This is a genomic window from Kitasatospora sp. NPDC096140 (assembly GCF_040303045.1).
Classification (GTDB): Bacteria; Actinomycetota; Actinomycetes; order Streptomycetales; family Streptomycetaceae; genus Kitasatospora.
Genome location: NZ_JBEOUW010000020.1, coordinates 22,789 through 37,054, shown reverse-complemented (window position 1 = coordinate 37,054; position 14,266 = coordinate 22,789). Strand labels below are relative to the sequence as shown.

The 14,266-nt window shown below is 75.3% G+C and carries 16 protein-coding genes; 9 read left to right on the top strand and 7 right to left on the bottom strand.

Features of this window, described 5'->3' with window-relative positions; all coding sequences use genetic code 11:
• Positions 1 to 67 precede the first annotated feature (67 nt).
• A complete protein-coding gene (locus ABT048_RS21655) occupies positions 68 to 2,212 on the bottom strand; it encodes a SpoIIE family protein phosphatase (RefSeq protein WP_350523068.1) in 2,145 nt (714 codons plus the stop codon).
• Positions 2,213 to 2,591: 379 nt separating this feature from the next.
• Between ABT048_RS21655 and ABT048_RS21650 the strand changes: the two genes are divergently transcribed.
• The 5 genes from ABT048_RS21650 to ABT048_RS21630 all read left to right on the top strand — a co-directional run bounded on the left by ABT048_RS21650 (position 2,592) and on the right by ABT048_RS21630 (position 6,082).
• Entirely contained in the window at positions 2,592 to 3,422 is an 831-nt protein-coding gene (locus ABT048_RS21650) for an alpha/beta fold hydrolase (protein WP_350523067.1), read from the top strand.
• A gap of 182 nt (positions 3,423 to 3,604) precedes the next feature.
• The gene (locus ABT048_RS21645; protein ID WP_350523066.1) at positions 3,605 to 3,961 is read left to right on the top strand and encodes a UBP-type zinc finger domain-containing protein; all 357 of its coding nucleotides are present in this window, start codon (positions 3,605 to 3,607) and stop codon (positions 3,959 to 3,961) included.
• Positions 3,962 to 3,997: 36 nt separating this feature from the next.
• Entirely contained in the window at positions 3,998 to 4,297 is a 300-nt protein-coding gene (locus tag ABT048_RS21640) for a DUF7003 family protein (protein WP_350523065.1), read from the top strand.
• A 159-nt stretch (positions 4,298 to 4,456) separates the two neighbouring features.
• Entirely contained in the window at positions 4,457 to 5,398 is a 942-nt protein-coding gene (locus ABT048_RS21635) for a TIGR01777 family oxidoreductase (protein ID WP_350523064.1), read from the top strand.
• A gap of 114 nt (positions 5,399 to 5,512) precedes the next feature.
• Positions 5,513 to 6,082 carry a hypothetical protein gene (locus ABT048_RS21630; protein ID WP_350523180.1) on the top strand — a complete coding sequence of 190 codons (570 nt, stop codon included), beginning with the start codon at positions 5,513 to 5,515 and terminating at the stop codon, positions 6,080 to 6,082.
• A 177-nt stretch (positions 6,083 to 6,259) separates the two neighbouring features.
• Here ABT048_RS21630 and ABT048_RS21620 read toward each other — a convergent pair whose 3' ends face one another.
• Both ABT048_RS21620 and ABT048_RS21615 read right to left on the bottom strand, forming a co-directional pair.
• Positions 6,260 to 7,498: a carboxylate-amine ligase gene (locus ABT048_RS21620; RefSeq protein ID WP_350523063.1), complete on the bottom strand. Its 1,239-nt coding sequence runs from the start codon at positions 7,496 to 7,498 to the stop codon at positions 6,260 to 6,262.
• 102 nt (positions 7,499 to 7,600) lie between these two features.
• Positions 7,601 to 7,924 (bottom strand): plasmid stabilization protein, encoded by a 324-nt coding sequence (locus ABT048_RS21615; RefSeq protein WP_350523062.1) that lies wholly within the window; start codon positions 7,922 to 7,924, stop codon positions 7,601 to 7,603.
• Positions 7,925 to 8,193: 269 nt separating this feature from the next.
• Here ABT048_RS21615 and ABT048_RS21610 point away from each other — a divergent pair, with 269 nt between their 5' ends.
• Entirely contained in the window at positions 8,194 to 9,114 is a 921-nt protein-coding gene (locus ABT048_RS21610; protein ID WP_350523061.1) for a SigB/SigF/SigG family RNA polymerase sigma factor, read from the top strand.
• Between the two features lie 125 nt (positions 9,115 to 9,239).
• Positions 9,240 to 10,283, top strand: a complete 1,044-nt coding sequence (locus ABT048_RS21605; protein WP_350523060.1) for an iron-containing redox enzyme family protein — start codon at positions 9,240 to 9,242, stop codon at positions 10,281 to 10,283.
• Here the strand turns inward: ABT048_RS21605 and ABT048_RS21600 are convergent.
• The 3 genes from ABT048_RS21600 to ABT048_RS21590 all read right to left on the bottom strand — a co-directional run bounded on the left by ABT048_RS21600 (position 10,257) and on the right by ABT048_RS21590 (position 12,345).
• Positions 10,257 to 10,520, bottom strand: coding sequence for a CDGSH iron-sulfur domain-containing protein (locus ABT048_RS21600; protein WP_350523176.1), 264 nt, complete (start codon positions 10,518 to 10,520; stop codon positions 10,257 to 10,259). The genes ABT048_RS21605 and ABT048_RS21600 overlap by 27 nt on opposite strands.
• 16 nt (positions 10,521 to 10,536) lie before the next feature.
• On the bottom strand, positions 10,537 to 11,334 hold the full coding sequence (locus tag ABT048_RS21595) for a HemK2/MTQ2 family protein methyltransferase (protein WP_350523059.1): 798 nt from the start codon (positions 11,332 to 11,334) through the stop codon (positions 10,537 to 10,539).
• Positions 11,335 to 11,457: 123 nt separating this feature from the next.
• A complete protein-coding gene (locus ABT048_RS21590) occupies positions 11,458 to 12,345 on the bottom strand; it encodes a Rieske (2Fe-2S) protein (RefSeq protein WP_350523058.1) in 888 nt (295 codons plus the stop codon).
• Between the two features lie 245 nt (positions 12,346 to 12,590).
• On the opposite strand from ABT048_RS21590, the gene ABT048_RS21585 reads away from it, so the two are divergent.
• Entirely contained in the window at positions 12,591 to 13,049 is a 459-nt protein-coding gene (locus ABT048_RS21585) for an SRPBCC family protein (protein ID WP_350523057.1), read from the top strand.
• A gap of 180 nt (positions 13,050 to 13,229) precedes the next feature.
• The gene (locus tag ABT048_RS21580) at positions 13,230 to 13,676 is read left to right on the top strand and encodes a hypothetical protein (RefSeq protein ID WP_350523056.1); all 447 of its coding nucleotides are present in this window, start codon (positions 13,230 to 13,232) and stop codon (positions 13,674 to 13,676) included.
• Between the two features lie 22 nt (positions 13,677 to 13,698).
• Here the strand turns inward: ABT048_RS21580 and ABT048_RS21575 are convergent, their stop codons facing one another.
• Complete coding sequence (locus ABT048_RS21575; RefSeq protein ID WP_350523055.1) at positions 13,699 to 14,154, bottom strand: hemerythrin domain-containing protein; 456 nt, start codon at positions 14,152 to 14,154, stop codon at positions 13,699 to 13,701.
• Positions 14,155 to 14,266 lie beyond the last annotated feature (112 nt).

Below are 14,266 nucleotides of genomic sequence, written 5' to 3'. Positions count from 1 at the left end.
GCCGGGGGCCGGGGGCCGGGCGGCGGGTGCCGGGCGGTGGGCGAACCGCCGAACCGCCGGACCGCCGTCACGATGCGGGCTGTTCGTCTCCGTCTCCGAAGGCCTGTTCGACCCACACCGTCTTTCCGGTGGTGGCGAACCGGACGCCCCAGCGGTCCGCGAGCTGCGACACGATGTAGAGCCCGCGGCCGCACTCGTCCGTGGTCCGGGCGTGGCGGAGGTGGGGGCTGGTGTCCGCGCCGTCGCTGACCTCGACGCTCAGGCTGTCGGCATGGATCAGGCGCAGGCGGCACGGCGGATCGCCGTAGCGGACCACATTGGTCACCAGCTCGCTCACCACGAGCTCGGTGGCGTACACGGCCTCCTCGGGCAGCCCCCAACGCCCCAGCTGCGCCCGCACCAGCGAACGGGCCCGGGCGGGGGCTTGCTCGTCGGCGTCCAGGACCCATTCCACGGCGGCGTCGCGGGCCAGTCCGGCGGCCCGGCCCAGGAGCAGGACCACCGCCCCCGCCTGCCCGGCGTCGCCCGACGCGAGCAGGACTTCGTCGCACTGGTCGCGCAGCGGGCGGCCGCCGGGCACGAGGCGGGCGTGCAGGCCCCGGGCGCCGAGGGCGGCGTACAGGGCCGGTGTGGTGAGCGCCAGCACGGTGCCGTCGGGGACGGACATCCGGCTCGCGGCGAAGGGGGCGGTCTCGGAGGTTCCCAGGGTGGGTCCCTCCGGGAGGTCCGCCTCGGTGAGGGCCCCGTCGGGGGAGACGAGGACCAGGCCGGGGTTGCCGGCGCGGGCCGCGGTGAGGCTGCCGGAAGCCGGGTCGTAGACCGCGCAGAGACAGCTCGCCGTCAGCGCCCGGTCCCGCAGCGGGTCGGCGGCCGGCAGCGCGCGTCGTTCCGCGGCCAGCTGCCGCGTGGTCTCGTCCAGGCGGGCCAGCAGCTCGTCCGGTTCGAGGTCGAGGGAGGCCAGGCAGCGCAGCGCGGTGCGCAACTGGCCCATCGTCGCGGCGGTGTGGATCCCGTCGCCGCGGACCTCGCCGTTGCCGTGGGCCTCGCCGTCGCCGTGGGCCTCGCCGTCGCGGTGGACGTCGTCGTCGCCGTGGACCTCGCCGACGACGAGCGCGGTGCGGGCGCCCGGCAGGGGGATGACGTCGTACCAGCCACCGCCGGCCCGATGCGTCGGCAGGTGCCCCTGCGCGATCTCCAGGCCGGCGACGGACTGCGGTGCCCGCGGCAGGAACCGTCGCTGCACCGTGGCGGCGACCGCGTGCTCGCGGGTGTAGCGGCGCGAGTTGTCCAGGCACAGTGCGACGTAGTCGGTGACCGTCGCGGCCAGTTCCGCGTCCTCGTCGGTGAACGCGGGGGAGCCCTCGCACCGGTACAGGATCAGCAGGCCCAGGAGCGTGCCCCGCAGGATGAAGGGCGCCACCAGTACGGCGACGGGCGTCGCCCCGCGCAGTGCCGCGGCGTGGTCGGCGGTGGGGTGCAGCCAGGCGTCCTCGCCGGTCGGCCTGACCGTGACCGGCCTGCCCCGCGTCAGGGCCAGCCCGAAGGGTGACGCCGCGTCCGGCACGTGCGAGGACCCGAGCGGCCCGCCCGAGCGGTCGCTGCCGCGCCGTCCCACCGCCATGCCGTGCAGGGCCACGTACCCCGGCGGCGGGAAGAGCGGGGGATCGTCGCCGGTCATCAGCGCGTCGACGACCTCCACGACCACCGCATCGGCCATGCCGGCCGCAAGGACGTCGGCCAGTTCGCGGCAGATGTCGAGGGCCTCCAGCGAGGCACCCACCTGCGCCCGGATCGCGCCCAGGACCTGCGCGCCCGCCTCCGCGACCGCCAGTTCCGTCACGTCCACCACGATCGCGGCCAGCCCGTAGAGCGTCCCCGCCTGCGACCGCAGCCGGAAGAGCGACACCGAGTACGTGCGCGTCGGCGCCGGGGGCGGGTCGGTGAAAGCCCGGATGCGCCGTTCCAGCACCGGCCGCCCGTCCGTGAGCACCGAGCGTGCCAGGGCCTCCACGGCATCCGGGTCCTTCAGCGGGAACACGTCCCGGAGCGGGAGGCCGACCAGGTCCCGGACATCGCGCCCCCGCATGGCAGCCGTCGCCGGATTGCTCCGCACCAGCCGCAGGTCGGCGTCGAAGATGTGCAGCCCCAGCGGAGACCTGCTGAGCAGAGCCTCCAGCGTCAGTCCCTCCGCCGGGTTCTCCGCGGCGCTCACCGGCCGGACCGCTCCGTCGTCCCCGCCGCAGGGCGGGGCGACCGGTCGCCCCGTGGACGGTCCAGCACAGAAGAGCACCCGACGGCCTCACGCTCGGTCATGCCACCATGATCCCCGATCCGTGGTCCGCCGACGACATTTCGGACACCAGCGTGCCACCGTCGGGGGACGTCACCGGCAGGGCCGGGGCCGGCGGGCCTCCCCGCCCCCGTGCCGGCCGCCGTCAGCGGTTGCGGAACTCCGGCGGGCGGGATTCGGTGGAATCCCGGCGAAGGAAGCGGCGCGACCGGCTCTCGGCGCCTGCGCACGCTCGATCCTCTCTTCGTGAATCCCGCGGTCCCACCGGCGGGACCGACCTCCCAGATCCAGGAGACCGATCATGCCCTTCGTCAACGTCGGCCAGGAGAACTCCGCTCCGATCGACCTGTACTACGAGGACCACGGCGCGGGCCGGCCCGTCGTGCTCATCCACGGCTTCCCGCTCAGCGGCCGTGCCTGGGAACGCCAGGAGCGTGCACTGCTGGCCGCCGGGCACCGGGTGATCACCTACGACCGGCGCGGCTTCGGGCGCTCCGGCCAGCCGACGACCGGGTACGACTACGACACCTTCGCCGCCGATCTGGACAAGCTGCTGACCGCGCTCGACCTGCGGGACGCCGACCTGGTCGGCCACTCCATGGGCGGCGGCGAGATCGCCCGCTACCTCGGCAACCACGGCTCCGGGCGGATCCGCCGCGCGGTCATCGTCTCCGGCGTGCCGCCGTACCTGCTGAAGACCGACGAGACGCCCCAGGGAGTGCCCCAGCAGGTGTTCGACGACATCGCGGCCGGGCTCACCGCCGACCGCCAGGCGTACTTCACCGAGTGGAACAAGAACTTCTACAACCTCGACCTGACGCTCGGAAGCCGGATCAGCCCCGAGGCGGTGCAGGACGCCTGGAACACCGCCGTCGGCGCCTCCCCGGCGGGGACGATCGCCTGCGTGGCCACCTGGCACACCGACTTCCGTGCCGACCTGCCCAAGATCGACATCCCGGTGCTGATCCTGCACGGCACCGCGGACCGCATCCTGCCGATCGACGCGTGCGGCCCGCGCAGCCACGAGCTGATCAAGGACAGCCGGTACGTGACGATCGAGGGTGCCGACCACGGCCTGTGCTGGACGTACGCCGACGAGGTCAACGAGCACCTGCTCGCCTTCCTGGCGTGACCGGCTCGCGCCCCGTTGCCCGGCCGGCCCGCGTCCTGCCGGCCCGCGTCCTGCCGGCCGGGGCCCGGACCGCCTCCGCCGGGCTCGCGCAGCGGAAGTCCCACGACCGGGAGATGATCGGCAGGACCCGGAGACCGCCGCTGGCGAAAGCGGCAAGAGCCACGACCACAGGAGGACGGCCCGTGATTCCCGAGAGCGCCTTCGACGCACTCGTCCCGCCCAGCGGCACCGGCTGCGTCGAATGCGACGAGGCCGGCGGCTGGTGGGTCCATCTGCGACGCTGCGCCCTGTGCGGGCACATCGGCTGCTGTGACGACTCGCTCGCCAAGCACGCCACCGCCCACGCCAGAGCCAGCGGCCACCCGGTCATCCGAAGCTTCGAGCCGGGGGAGACGTGGTTCTGGAACTACGACACGTCCGAGTACTTCGAGACCGGGCCCGAGCTGGCACCGTCACACAGCCACCCGGCCGACCAGCCGGTGCCCGGCCCCGCCGGCCGGGTCCCCGCCGACTGGGCCGACCTGCTCGGCGCCTCCTGACCGGCGCCGCCGCGCCGCGACGGCAGGCCGCGGGCGGTGGACGCCGAGGCCGGCACTCCCCTCCAGGACGTCTTCCGGCGGCTCGCCCCCGTCCACCGGTCGCTGCTGCTCCCCGACGGGACGGAACTGCGCGCCCGACTCCCCGCCGGCCTGCCGCTGTTGCTCCGACTCGACGCATGGAACCAGCCCGACGACTTCGGGGAGACGCCGCCCAGCGGGCCCGAGACCTTCCGCCTCCTCGCCGAGGTCCTGGATTCCGGCGACCCGACCCGCTACCGCCCGACCCTCGCCCCCGACACCCACTGGTCGCACTGGCCCGACGCGGGGACGCTGTAGTCCCGGGGTCGGGCACCGGGGCGGTCCCGGAGCATGCCGGGGCCGCCTTCGGTGCGGTTCCGGTGCGGCTCCGGCGCGGTCGCAGGATCGGCGGGCGAAGTAATTGAACGCGTTCAGAACTCTGGGCTACGCTGGTCCGCGGAGATGAGGGGGGAACGCATGAAGATCGTCATTCCCGGCGGATCCGGCGCGCTCGGCGCGCTGCTCGACCGCAGCCTGACCGCCGCCGGACACCGGGTGGTCACCCTGAGCCGCAGGCCCGTCCGACCCCGGCAGGTCGGCTGGGACGGGCGCACGCTCGGCGCCTGGGCGGAGGAGGTCGACGGCAGCGACGTCGTGGTCAACCTCGCCGGGCGCAGCGTCAACTGCCGCTACACGGAAGAGAACCGGCGCGAGATGATGGACTCCCGGGTCCTCTCCACCCGCGCCGTCGGCCAGGCGATCGCCGCCGCCCGGCGCCCGCCCGCGGTCTGGCTGCAGATGAGCACCGCCACCGTCTACGCCCACCGCCACGACGCCCCGAACGGCGAGCACGACGGCCTGATCGGTGGCGCCGAACCCGACGCCCCGGCCTCCTGGCGGTACAGCATCGACATCGCCCGCGCCTGGGAGGACACCCAGAGCGAGGCCGACACCCCGGCCACCCGCAAGCTCGCCCTGCGCACCGCCGTCGTCCTCGGCCCGGAACGCGGCGGCGCCCTCGACTCGCTCTCCTGGCTGGCCCGCCTCGGCGCCGGCGGCGCGATCGCGGGCGGCGCGCAGTACGTCTCCTGGATCCACGAACGCGACTTCGCCCGCGCCGTGGACTTCCTGATCGCGCACGAGGAGCTGACCGGCCCGGTCAACCTCGCCGCGCCGAACCCGCTGCCCCAGCGCGAGTTCATGCGCGACCTGCGCACCGCCTGGGGCATGCCGCTGGCCCTGCCCGCCGCGCGCTGGATGGCCGAGATCGGCGCCTTCGCCCTGCGCTCGGAGACCGAACTGCTGCTGAAGAGCCGCCGGGTCGTCCCGACCCGCCTGCTCGACGCGGGCTTCGACTTCGCGTACCCGAGCTGGCCCGCCGCCGCGCGGGACCTGGTCCGGCGCCTGCGCGGGCGGTGACGGGCGGCGCACGCACGGTCGGTTCGTCACGGGCCCGTCACAGCTCCGGCGGCCCGCTTGTCCGGGCCGCGCGCCGGCCGCGAGGCTGGGAGCACGCGCGGGGAAGGGGGCGGGATGACGACGGTACGGCTGGCGTTCATGCGACGCCGGGTGGACGCCATCGGGGTCGGCTGTCTGCTCGCCCTGATCGCGGTGATCGTGCTCAGCGGGACCGGCGCCACGGGTGTGGGGCCGACCCTGCTGATCGGCGCCGCGATCGCCGCCGCCGCGGCCGTCGGCGGGCCGCGCACGTTCTGGCTGCGGGAGGAGGAGACCGGCCTCACCGTGGTCCGCCTGCTCGTGCCCAAGCACTACACCTGGTCGCAGATCGGCGGCATCGCCATGGACTTCGCCGAGGAGCCCGAGACCAGTGCCCACCAGGTCCGGCTCCGGCTGCGCCTGGTCGACCCGCCGGGCCGGTCCTGCGGCCCGTTCCTCGGCGAACTCACGATCACGGACGACGACCGGCCGCGCGGAGTCGAACCGCGCGCCCTCGCCGAGCTGTTCGCCCTCTTCGGCCGGCACGGACTGCCCGTCGACCGCCCGGAGTTCGCGAACGCCGTGCTCTCCGCCCACGCACTCCCGCCGCTCCCGCCCCCGGCCGTACCGACCGCGCCGGACGGGCCGGCCGCCCCGGGGGAGTAGCGCCACCTCGGCGGACCGCCGGGCCAGGCTCGACGCCTCACCGGCCCCGGCGGCAGGACCCCGACGGCGTCGGCGGCCGTGTGGAAGGCGCGGACGCGGTAGGGCGAGGCGCCGTTCCACTCCAGGAGGAAGGCGATCCGCCGCAGCGCCTCCGTCGGGTCCACCGCCGCGACCGCCTCAGGGCGCCGCGAGGGTGAGCGCCGCGAGCTCGTCGACCACGGCGGTCAGCCGGCCGTGGCGGCGCAGGGCGCGCCGCTGGCGGTCGGCCCCGGTGCCCCGCCGGTGGATCCGGCCGAGCGCGGTCTCGACCGCGGTCAGGTCTCCGGCGGCGGCCAGGCCGGGGGCGGCCCGTTCCAGCAGACGGTCGGCCAGTGCGGCCATCGGGGTGAGCCGTCCGGTGAGCGGGTCGATGCCGTCCCCGGCCACGCCGGTGCGGGCGGCCTGCCAGTGGGCGTCGCGGACCAGGCCGGCCGGGCACGCCGGAGCGGGTCGGCCCTCGTCGATCTCGTCGAGGAGGACGGTGGTGAGCCCGCGCAGCAGCGCCGCCAGCAGCAGGACGGTCCGCAGGTCGGCGTTGACGTCGGCGACCCGCACCTCCAGCGTCGGGACGTGCTCCGACGGCCGGGCGTACCAGTACACCATCCGCCGGTCGAGCAGCACCCCGGAACGCACCAGGGCGGCCACCACGGACTCGTACTGCTCCTCGTCCAGCACCGGGGCCGGGCCGACGGTGGGCCAGCGCGCCCAGCGGACGGAGCGCCAGCTCGCGAAGCCGCTGTCCCGGCCCTCCGCGAACGGGGAGTTGACCGTGAGTGCCTGGACGACCGGCAGCCAGGGACGCAGGTGGTTGGCCAGCGCCAGCGCCCGTCCGCGGCTCACCGTCCCCACGTGGACGTGGCAGCCGCACAGCGCGCCGCCGTAGCCGTCGACCACGCTCCGGTAGCGGGCCGCCATCTCCCGGTAGCGCGGATCGTCGGTGACCCGGCCCGGCCGCGGGTTGCTCAGCACCGGTGTGCCCGACGCGACCAGGAGGCACCCCGCCTCGGCGGCCGCGGCGGCGACCACCGCGCGCAGGTGGACCAGGTCGGCGGCCAGCTCGTCGAGCCGGGTGGCGGGCCGGGTGCACACCTCGACCTGGACGGGGAAGAACTCGGCCTGCACCTGTTCGCCCAGCTCGCCCGCGGCGTCCGCGATGACCTGCGGCGCGCGTTCGGCGGGCAGCCGGGTGCGCCGGTCGACCAGCAGGAACTCCTCCTCCACCCCGACGGTGGGCAGGGCGCGCGGCGGCGCCGTCCCGGGCGCAGCGGCCGTCCGCTGCGCCGGGGCGGGCGTGGTGACGGCCGGGCCCGGGACGTGCTTCGGTCCGGGCCCGGCCCCGGCCGTGGCCGGGGGGCCCGGAGGCTGGTGGATCCGCATGACGGGCGTCTTGCCGGGCCGGTGGCGCCGAAACGTCACAGGCGACGGATCTTCGGTGGCGGCCGTCCCGGGACGCCCTGCCGCGCCCCGGGACGGCGCCGGTCAGTGGCCGAGGGCGTGTGCCAGTTCGCGTTTGTTCATCTTCGAACGGCCCTTGACGTTGCGGTGCTTGGCCTCGTTGTACAGCTGGTCGTAGGTCGGCCCCTGGGCGCCGCTGTGCGAGCGCTTCCCGCCGCGGTGGCCGGAGGAGACGTCCTCCGTCGAGGTGCGGCCGGCCGTCTCCGACTCGCCGTGCCGGGCCCGCTCCTTGTTGACCGTCCGGGCGGCGATCTCCTTGGCCCGCTTCTCGCTCTCGCCGCGGTCGAGCGCGCTCTCCTTGATGTGCTCGTACTGGCGCTCCCGCTTGGGGCTGGATCCTCGGGGCATGACGCCCCTCCTCTCGTGACCGTCGGTGTGCCCGCGCCTACCCGGACAAATCAGAAGAAAACGAACCAAACATGAATTCACTGTCGTATGTCGGGTAGAACACCCATGCAGCGGCCGGGACCGGATCCGGCCGCCCCGGCACCCGTCCGGGTGCCACCGGGACCGCGCTTGAAGAAGCCGGGCACAGGTCCTGGGGGAAGAAACCCCGAAGGCGCGCGGGTTCGCACCGCACGCGCCACCGGGCGACCCCGTTGCCCAGGAGACATCAAGTGTCCATCCGACTGCAGACATCCCACCCGGATGTCGTCACCCGCCCTGACCAGCCCCCCGACATCCCGCCCGACATCCCGCCCAGGCCCACCACCGCCGAGCTGCGGGCGATGGGCAAGACCGAGGCCCGCGAACTCAGCGACGCGCTGTTCGAGCGCCTGGCCGGCCTCGCCCGCGAGAGCCACGCCTACAGCTACGTCCGCGGCACGATCATCGAACTCAACATGCCGCTGGTGCGCTTCATCGCCGCCCGCTTCCGGCACCGCGCCGAGGACATGGACGACATCCTGCAGGTCGGCACCATCGGCCTGATCAAGGCCGTCGACGGCTACGACCCGCAACGCGGCGTCGAGTTCATCACCTACGCGATCCCCACCATCACCGGCGAGATCAAGCGGTTCTTCCGCGACACCTCCTGGCCGGTGCGCGTGTCGCGCAGCATGCAGGAGCTGTACCTCACCGTCGCCCGCGGCTCCGACCGGCTGGAACAGGAACTCGGCCGGCTGCCGGAACCCGAGGAGCTCGCCGAGGGCCTGCACCTCACCGTCGAACAGGCCACCGAGGGCCTGATGGCGGGCCGGGTCTACCGCCCCAACTCCCTGGACGCCCTGCGCGAGCAGGACACCGACGACACCGGCAGCGCCCTGCTCGACCGGCTCGGCGGCTGCGACCCCGGCATCGAACTCGCCGACTTCCGCACCGCCGTCCGCCCGCTGCTCGCCGAACTGCCGCACCGGGAACAGACCGTCCTCAAGCTCAGGTTCTGGGACGGCTGCACCCAGTCCCAGATCGCCGACCGGATCGGCGTCTCCCAGATGCACGTCTCCCGGCTGCTCACCGCGACGCTGAACCGTCTGCGCGAGCAGCTCGACGACCTCGACGCGCCCGGCTGGGACGACGGCCCCGAGAAACCGGCCTGAGCCCGTCGACCGCCGCACCACCCCCGGACGCACAGGCGGACGGACGGGCGGCACGGCGCGGCACGGACGGGTACGGGCAGGGCGAGGAGGGCGAGGAGGCCGAGGAGGGCGAGGAGGCCGAGGGCATGGACGGGCGGCTGCGGGACGGAGAGGACCGGCGGGCCGGGCGGGCGACGGACGCCCCGCCCTCCCCGCGCGGCCCGCTGTCCGCGGCGGTGCTCGGCCTGGCGGCCGCCGGGCCGCCCGGCGCCGGACGCCTGCTCGCGCCGCCCGGCCCCTTCACCCACCCCTGGAGCGAGGACCACCAGCTCGCGCTGTACCTCTGCTACGAACTCCACGACCGGGGCCTTCCCGGCGTCGCCGACGGGTGGGAGTGGGAGCCCGAACTGCTGTCACTGCGACGGTCGTTGGAGCGCCCGTTCCTCGCCGAGGTCCGCGCCGAGGCGGAGCCCGTCGCACCCCTGGGGGAGGCCCTGGAGCGCCTGCTCACGGAGCCCCCGGACGGCACCGGGCCCTCGCACTTCCTGCTGGCCGAGGGCGAACTCGGGCACGCCCGCGAATACCTGGTGCACCGGTCGCTCTACCACCTCAAGGAGGCGGACCCGCAGCTGTGGATGCTGCCGAGGATCCACGGTCCCGCGCAGGCGGCGCTGATGGCGATCCTCTTCGACGAGTACGGCGCCGGACGGCCGGAACGGGCCCACGCCGAACTGTTCGCCCGGATGATGACCGCCTTCGGCCTGGAGCCCGGCTACCGGCACTACCTGGACCTGGTCCCCGCGCCCGGCCTGGCAGTGGTCAACCTGATGATGCTCTTCGGCCTGCACCGGGAACTGCGCTGCGCGGCGGTCGGGCAGTTCGCGACCATCGAGATCACCTCCTCGCCCGGCTCGGCCCGCCTGGCGTCGGCGCTGGAGCGACTCGGCGGCGGCCCGGACGGCACCCTCTTCTACCGCGAGCACGTCGAGGCGGACGCCGTCCACGAGCAGCTGGTGCGACGCGGGGTCATCGAGGAACTGGTCGCCGCCGAGCCGGCCGCGGCACGGGACGTGGCGTTCGGCATCGCCGCCACCGAGGTCGTCGACGGCCGCTTCGCGGACCACCTGCTCGGCTGCTGGCGCGCCGGGCGGACCTCCCTGCGCTCACCCCTGCCCGACGGCCCGGTCTGAGCCGCGTCCGGCACCGCCCGCCGGGCGTCCCGCCTCGCATGCCGGGCGTCCCGGCTCCGAGCCCCGTCCGGGCCGACCGCGACGGCGGTGGCTGGTGTCGCAGAACGGGTACGTCCGGCTCCGGCGGCACGCGCACAGCGCCACCACCGGGCGCTCGGAGACCCGTACCGTCCCGTCCGGCAGGACCACCTCCACCGGACCCTCGACCAGCAGCGGACCACCCGGAACGACGACCACCCTGGTCGGCCCCCGGTCAGCCGTCGCGGACACCGCGCACCACCACCAGCTCCTCCTCGCGCTCGCCCGGCCGGATCAGCCCGCGCCGCTCGAACAGGGCGGCCCGCGCGGTCATCACCGGTCCGAACGCCTGCCGCCGCCGGGCCGCGACCTCCACCCGCAGCCCCGCCCCGCGCAGCAGAGCCAGGGTGGCGGGGACGTCGGCGAGCGCGGACTGCACCAGCAGCAGCACCCCGCCGGCGGCGAGCAGACCGGGGGCCGTCCGGCAGATCCGGTCCAGGACGAGCCGGCCGTCCGGCCCGGCGTCCCAGGCCAGCGCGGCGCCGCGGCCGCCGGCTCCCGCGGCGGGATCGACCGGGACGTACGGAGGGTTCGCCGTGATCAGGTCGAAGCGCCCGACGGCCACCGGGGCCAGCAGGTCGCCCCGGTGCAGGCGGATCCGGCGACGGTGCAGCCGGGCGTTGACCCAGGCGGTGACCACGGCGCGGGCGGACACGTCGACCGCGGTCACCCGGGCCCCGGTCCGCGCCGCGACGAGCGCGACCGCCCCCGTGCCGGTGCAGAGGTCGAGCACCCGGCCGGTGGCGTCCAGACGCTCCCGGCGCACACACGAGGCCAGCAACCGGGTGTCCCCCTGCGGGCGGTACACCCCGGGCGGTCGGAGCAGCAGCCGCACCTGGCTGCGGGCCGCCGGGGCGGCCGGGCGCCGGACGCGGACGTGCCCGGCGACGACGGCCGCCACCCGGATCCCGGGGCGCCACCTGCCCTCCGGTGCGTCGGCGCGAGGCGGGAGATCGGGGACAGCGGCGGTCATGGCTCCTCCTGTGGTGCTCCCGGGCGGCTGCCCCCGGCCGTCGGGGTGAAACGCCGTCCGGTGCCGACCGGTCGGGGCGGCGCCCCCGGGAACGGCCCTGGTGACGGCCCTGGTGACAGCGGGTCAGCCGGCCCCGGGCAGCCGCACCTCCAGGTGGCCCGAGAGCACCCGGGTCTCCAGCACCGGCTGCGGCGCGGTGGCCGGGCCGTGCACCACCTGGCCGTCGAGCAGCCGGAACTCGCTGCCGTGCCACGGGCAGCGCAGGCAACCGTCGGCGACGGTGCCCTCGGACAACGGCCCGGACAGGTGCGCGCAGCGCTCGGCCAGGACGTGACAGAGCTCGCCGTCCCGGACGACGACCACGGACAGCTCGCCGGCCGTCCGGCGCACGGCCCGGTCGGGCGGGAAGTCCTCCACGGCGCCGAGGCCGACCCAGTCGGCCGGGGCCAGCCGGGGCACGGCCGCGGCCCGGTCCGGCCCGGCGGCCAGCCGGTAGGACAGGTGCCCGCCGAGCGCCGCCCCGGCCGAGACCGCGGTCAGCCCGGCGAGGCCGAGCAGCCGGCCCCGGGCGCGGTGCCCCCGGCAACGGGCCAGCAGCGACCCCGCGTACAGCAACACACCGGTGGTGTTGGAGAGCGCGTGCACCAGACCGGTGCGGCGGCGCGGCGGATCGAGCCGGGCCCAGTCCACCCAGCCGGCGAGCGCCGCGGGCCCGGCGGCCAGCAGCCCGGCCGCCACCAGGGTGTCGGCCGACCGGCGGCCGCCCGGGGTGAGGTCCAGCAGGGCGGCGGACGTCCAGCAGCCCAGCGGGAACTGGACCAGCGCCGGGTGGAGCGGGTGGCCGAGCCACACGCCGTGCAGGGTGTCCCGGTACGGCCCGAGCGGGAGGGCCTCCACCGCGCGGGCGAGCTTCCCGGCCGGGGCGTCCAGGACGTCCCAGTGCTCCGGCGTCTCCAGCGCGCGGCGCAGCCGGCGGGACCAGGGGTGGGTGTGCAGGGGTGAGATGTCCATACCGGGCGGCTAGCCGGGTACCGCCCGGTCAAACCCGCTGCGGGGTGTGTGACGCGGCGGTCCGGGTAGGCGTGCGGGGTGCGCAGGCCCCGGGGCCGGGCCGGCCCGACCGTCGTCCCGATGCAGGTCGCACCCGTCCGGCCCCGCCGCGGTTACGCCGGCACCGTCGGGGCAGACGCGCGGGCGGCCGGGAAACACCCGGGCGGCCGGGAAACACCCGGCCGGTTCCCAGCGAGGAGGCCCGCATGAGCATGGTGAAGGAGTCGGTCGACGTCGAGGTCCCGCTGCACACCGCCTACAACCAGTGGACCCAGTTCGAGGAGTTCCCGCGCTTCATGGAGGGCGTCGAGTCGGTGACCCAGCTGGACGAGCGCCACAACCACTGGCGCACCAGTATCGGCGGCATCACCCGTGAGTTCGACACCGAGATCGTCGACCAGCTGCCGGACGAGCGGATCGCCTGGCGGACCACGGACGGCGAGGTGGACCAGAAGGGCGTGGTGACCTTCCAGCGGCTCACCGAAGGACGCACCCGGGTCAACATGGCCATCGACTACCGGCCGGACGGCATGGTCGAGAAGGCCGGTGACGCGATGGGCATGGTCGACCGGAGGGTGAAGGGCGACCTGAAGCGGTTCAAGGAGTTCATCGAGCACCGAGGCATGGAGCAGGGCGGCTGGCGCGGGCGGATCAATCCGCGCTGAGCCCGTTCCGGCAGGTCCGGCGGTTCCGGCCCCTCCCGGGGCGGGAGCCGCCGGACGGGTGCGAGGGATGTGCGCGAACCGTGTGTGCGAGCCGGTGTGTGCGGCCGCGCGGGACGGGCCGCTGGTGACGGTCCTGCGCGCCGACGGGTTGGCCCCGGCCCGGCGGGGTAGGCGCGCGGCATGGAGGACCTCGGACCCCCGGCGGGCGACCAGGCCGGGAACGACGCGGAACCGCTCGACCTGTGCGACCAGTGCGGACGGGCCGTCCCCGACGCCGACCTGCTCGGCGCCCTGGTGCCGGACTCCTCGGCGCTGCACGCCACCGACCCCGACCTGGACGGCAAGCGGGTGCTGCTGGCCTGCTCCGTCGACCACCTGGCCACCCTGATCGAGGAGTACCGGCGCCGCCGGTTCGTCCCCGAGGAGCAGTGGGCCGGCAAGGTCAGCCGAGCGCTCGCCGACGTCGACGAGCCCGTCCCGCTCAGCGTGGTCGCCCGCATGACCGGCCTGTCCGAGCACCAGGCGGTCCAAGGCGTGGAGTGGCACAACGCCCGCGCCCGGGAGTGGCGCGAGCGCTACGGGGGCGGCGGGGACCGGGACGGGGACGGGGACGGGGACGAACACTGACCGGTGGTCACCGGCTGCTCGATCAGCCCGGCGAACCCGCTCCGCGCAGGCGGCGCTCGCACCGGCGCAGCTCCTCCGGCGCGCTGCCGGCCCGCAGGGCGGGGAACAACTGCTCCTCCTCGCCGCGCAGGTGGGCCCGGACCACCACGATCAGGACGGACACCGCGTGGCGCCGTTCGGTGGGGGTGAGGCGGCCGTCGTCCGCCCGGTCGAGCAACCGGCGGATCGCCTCGTGGGTGCGGACCGCCGCGTCCGCGAGCGCCGCACCCGTCGGCAGGGACCGACGCGCCAGCGGGTACAGGTGCTGCTCCTCGGACGCCAGATGGGGGTCGACGATCCGCCGCAGCGAGTCCAGCAGGCGCAGCGCCTCGTCGTCGGTACCGCGGCGGGTGGCGATCCGGTCCAGCTGCCGCAGCAGCGCGTCGATGGCCCGGTGCTCGGCGCACAACCTGTTCGGGAAGTCCTCGGCACCGTTCATGGTGGTCTCCGTCCGACTGACTGCGGTAGGCGGTTGAACCCGGACGCCTGCCCGGTCCGCTCGGGGCCAACCGCCGTACGGCGCCCGGATTGCGATCGGCCGACAGCTCGGC

Bases quoted from the DNA above. Each gene is read 5' to 3' on its own strand.
- ABT048_RS21650 (WP_350523067.1), top strand. From the start codon at position 2,592: ATGCCCTTCGTCAACGTCGGCCAGGAGAACTCCGCTCCGATCGACCTG.
- ABT048_RS21635 (WP_350523064.1), top strand. From the start codon at position 4,457: ATGAAGATCGTCATTCCCGGCGGATCCGGCGCGCTCGGCGCGCTGCTC.
- ABT048_RS21630 (WP_350523180.1), top strand. From the start codon at position 5,513: ATGACGACGGTACGGCTGGCGTTCATGCGACGCCGGGTGGACGCCATC.
- ABT048_RS21620 (WP_350523063.1), bottom strand. From the start codon at position 7,498: ATGCGGATCCACCAGCCTCCGGGCCCCCCGGCCACGGCCGGGGCCGGG.
- ABT048_RS21615 (WP_350523062.1), bottom strand. From the start codon at position 7,924: ATGCCCCGAGGATCCAGCCCCAAGCGGGAGCGCCAGTACGAGCACATC.
- ABT048_RS21605 (WP_350523060.1), top strand. From the start codon at position 9,240: ATGGACGGGCGGCTGCGGGACGGAGAGGACCGGCGGGCCGGGCGGGCG.
- ABT048_RS21595 (WP_350523059.1), bottom strand. From the start codon at position 11,334: ATGACCGCCGCTGTCCCCGATCTCCCGCCTCGCGCCGACGCACCGGAG.
- ABT048_RS21590 (WP_350523058.1), bottom strand. From the start codon at position 12,345: ATGGACATCTCACCCCTGCACACCCACCCCTGGTCCCGCCGGCTGCGC.
- ABT048_RS21585 (WP_350523057.1), top strand. From the start codon at position 12,591: ATGAGCATGGTGAAGGAGTCGGTCGACGTCGAGGTCCCGCTGCACACC.
- ABT048_RS21580 (WP_350523056.1), top strand. From the start codon at position 13,230: ATGGAGGACCTCGGACCCCCGGCGGGCGACCAGGCCGGGAACGACGCG.
- ABT048_RS21575 (WP_350523055.1), bottom strand. From the start codon at position 14,154: ATGAACGGTGCCGAGGACTTCCCGAACAGGTTGTGCGCCGAGCACCGG.